Source organism: Intrasporangium sp., from assembly GCF_032907665.1.
Classification (GTDB): Bacteria; Actinomycetota; Actinomycetes; order Actinomycetales; family Dermatophilaceae; genus Intrasporangium.
In genome coordinates this window covers 1-2,640 of record NZ_JAJJPG010000255.1, presented here as the reverse complement: position 1 = coordinate 2,640, position 2,640 = coordinate 1, and the positions used below count along the sequence as shown (strand labels likewise).

The following is a 2,640-nucleotide window of genomic DNA, read 5'->3' as shown; positions in this document are numbered from 1 at the left end:
CGAGCAGACCTTCATGTTCTACCTGCCGCGGATCTGCGAGCACTGCCTCAACCCGAGCTGTGCCGCGAGCTGCCCGAGCGGCGCGATCTACAAGCGCAGCGAGGACGGCATCGTGCTCGTCGACCAGGACAAGTGCCGTGGCTGGCGCATGTGCGTGTCGGGCTGCCCCTACAAGAAGGTCTACTTCAACCACAAGACCGGCAAGGCCGAGAAGTGCACCTTCTGCTACCCGCGCGTCGAGGTGGGCATCCCGACGGTCTGCGCAGAGACGTGCGTCGGCCGGCTGCGTTACATCGGTCTGATGATCTACGACGCCGACAAGGTCCTCGAGGCGGCCTCGGTGGCGAACGACGAGGACCTCTACCAGGCACAGCTGGACGTCTTCGTCGACCCGAACGACCCGGAGGTCGCCCGCGAGGCCGAGCGTCAGGGCATCCCGCTCGACTGGATCGAGGCGGCGAAGATCTCCCCGGTGCGCCGGCTCATCCAGGACTACCGGGTGGCCCTGCCACTGCACCCGGAGTACCGCACCATGCCGATGGTCTGGTACATCCCGCCGCTGTCACCCGTCGTCGACGTCATCAAGGAGACCGGGCACGACGCCGAGGACCAGGGCAACCTCTTCGCGGCGATCGACACCCTGCGCATCCCGGTCGAGTACCTCGCCAACCTCTTCACCGCCGGCGATGTCACCCCCGTCAACGACGTGCTCAAGAAGCTCGCCGCCATGCGATCCTTCATGCGCGACATCAACCTCGGTGGCGACCCGGACGGCGCGATCGCCGAGTCGGTCGGGATGGACGCCGAGTCGATGTACGAGATGTTCCGGCTGCTCGCCATCGCGAAGTACGACGAGCGCTACGTCATCCCGACCGCGCACGTCGAGCAGGCGCACGGCCTCGAGGAGCTCGCGACCGAGTGTCCCGTCGACCTCTACGCCGAGCCGGAGACCGGCGTCTTCGGTGAGGGCTCCGGAGCCCTGACCCCGGTCGCGGCGGAGACGTTCCAGGCCCTCCAGGAGCGCCAGACCTCCGAGGAGCTCGTCGGCGGTGGGAGCAAGCGGGGCAGGGTCAACCTGCTCAACTGGGACGGCAGGGGCGCGCCGCGCGGGCTGTTCCCTCGACGGAAGGACCGGCGGTGAACCCGTTCCGGCGCCTCGCCCGCGCTCAGGCGTCACGGCTCCCGGACGAGCAGCTCCGAGTCGCCTGGCAGGCGATCTCCCTGCTGCTCGACTACCCCAGCGAGGAGTCGTTGGCGCGACACGAGCTGCTGCGCCGTGCCGTGGCTCCCCTTCCGGACCCAGTCCGTATGCCGCTGGGCTCGTTCCTCGACCACCTGGCCTCCCGGCCCCTCGAGGACGCGCAACGTGACTACGTCGAGACGTTCGACCACACCCGCAGGTGTTGCCTCTACCTCACCTACTTCACGTTCGGCGACACGCGGCGCCGCGGCGTGGCGCTCGTGCAGTTCAAGCAGGCCTTCCGCCGGTCGGGGGTCGAGCTCACCGAGGAGGAGCTGCCCGACCATCTCGGCGTCGTCCTCGAGTTCGGCGCGACCGTCGACCTCGAGGCCGCGTGGAAGCTCGTCAACGACCACCGGGCGGGTATCGAGATGCTCCGGCTCGCTCTCGCAGACAGGCAGTCCCCGTGGGAGCAGCTGCTCGTCGCCCTTGCGGCGACGCTGCCCGAGCTCGACGGCGAGGGCATCGACGCCGTCCGCCGGCTCGTCGAAGCAGGTCCGCCGCAGGAGGAGGTCGGCCTGGAGCCGTACGCCATCGACCCCCTCACCGGCGGGGCCCCGCCCTCTGCGCACCCCCCGACCACCCGCGTGGCTGAGTTCTCGACCATTGGAGTTCGTTCATGAGCGTCTTTCTCTGGGTGATCTTCCCCTACCTCTGCCTCGCCGTGTTCGTCGTCGGGCACTGGTGGCGCTACCGCTACGACAAGTTCGGCTGGACGACGCGCAGCTCCCAGCTCTACGAGGATCGGTTGCTGCGCTGGGGCAGCCCCCTGTTCCACTTCGGCATGCTGGGGGTCGTCGCGGGCCACATCCTCGGTCTCGTCATCCCGAAGTCGTGGACCGACGCCGTCGGGATCAGCGAGACCATGTACCACTGGGCGGCGGTCATCGGTGGCATGGCAGCGGGCATCGCCGCGTTCGTCGGGATGGTCATCCTCATCTACCGCCGCCGCACCGTCGGGCCGGTCTTCTCGGCGACGACACCGATGGACAAGACGATGTACTTCTTCCTCGGCCTCGTCATCGTCCTCGGCATGTGGAACACCATCGCGTCGAGCATCTTCGGCCTCGGCTCCTCGGACGGGCACGCCTTCGACTACCGCGAGAGCGTGTCGCTGTGGTTCCGCGGAATCTTCTCCGGCAACCCCGACCCGGAGTACATGGTCGGCATCCCGCTCGGCTTCCAGCTGCACGCGCTGACGGCCAGCTTCCTCTTCGCCCTCTGGCCGTTCACCCGTCTCGTGCACGTCTTCTCGGCGCCGCTCGGCTACATCACCCGTCCGTACATCGTCTACCGGAGCAAGGACGAGCGCACGGGCACGGCAGTCGGCACGCGCGCCCCGAAGCGCGGTTGGGAACGAGTGCAGTGACCGATCGCGCTCCGTGGCTCGGCCGCGACAC

Annotated in this window: 3 protein-coding genes; all 3 read left to right on the top strand. The window is 68.4% G+C overall.

Features of this window, described 5'->3' with window-relative positions; all coding sequences use genetic code 11:
• A partial coding sequence (locus LOY02_RS19095) for a 4Fe-4S dicluster domain-containing protein (RefSeq protein ID WP_317183944.1) occupies positions 1 to 1,141 on the top strand: 1,141 nt, incomplete at its 5' end.
• The gene (narJ, locus tag LOY02_RS19090) at positions 1,138 to 1,863 is read left to right on the top strand and encodes a nitrate reductase molybdenum cofactor assembly chaperone (RefSeq protein ID WP_317183943.1); all 726 of its coding nucleotides are present in this window, start codon (positions 1,138 to 1,140) and stop codon (positions 1,861 to 1,863) included. The genes LOY02_RS19095 and narJ, both read left to right, overlap by 4 nt.
• Positions 1,860 to 2,609 (top strand): respiratory nitrate reductase subunit gamma, encoded by a 750-nt coding sequence (gene narI / locus LOY02_RS19085; protein ID WP_317183942.1) that lies wholly within the window; start codon positions 1,860 to 1,862, stop codon positions 2,607 to 2,609. Before narJ ends, narI begins: the two co-directional genes overlap by 4 nt.
• The last annotated feature ends 31 nt before the right edge of the window (positions 2,610 to 2,640 follow it).

Coding starts and splice junctions, on each gene's coding strand:
- narI (WP_317183942.1), top strand. CDS start 1,860: ATGAGCGTCTTTCTCTGGGTGATCTTCCCCTACCTCTGCCTCGCCGTG.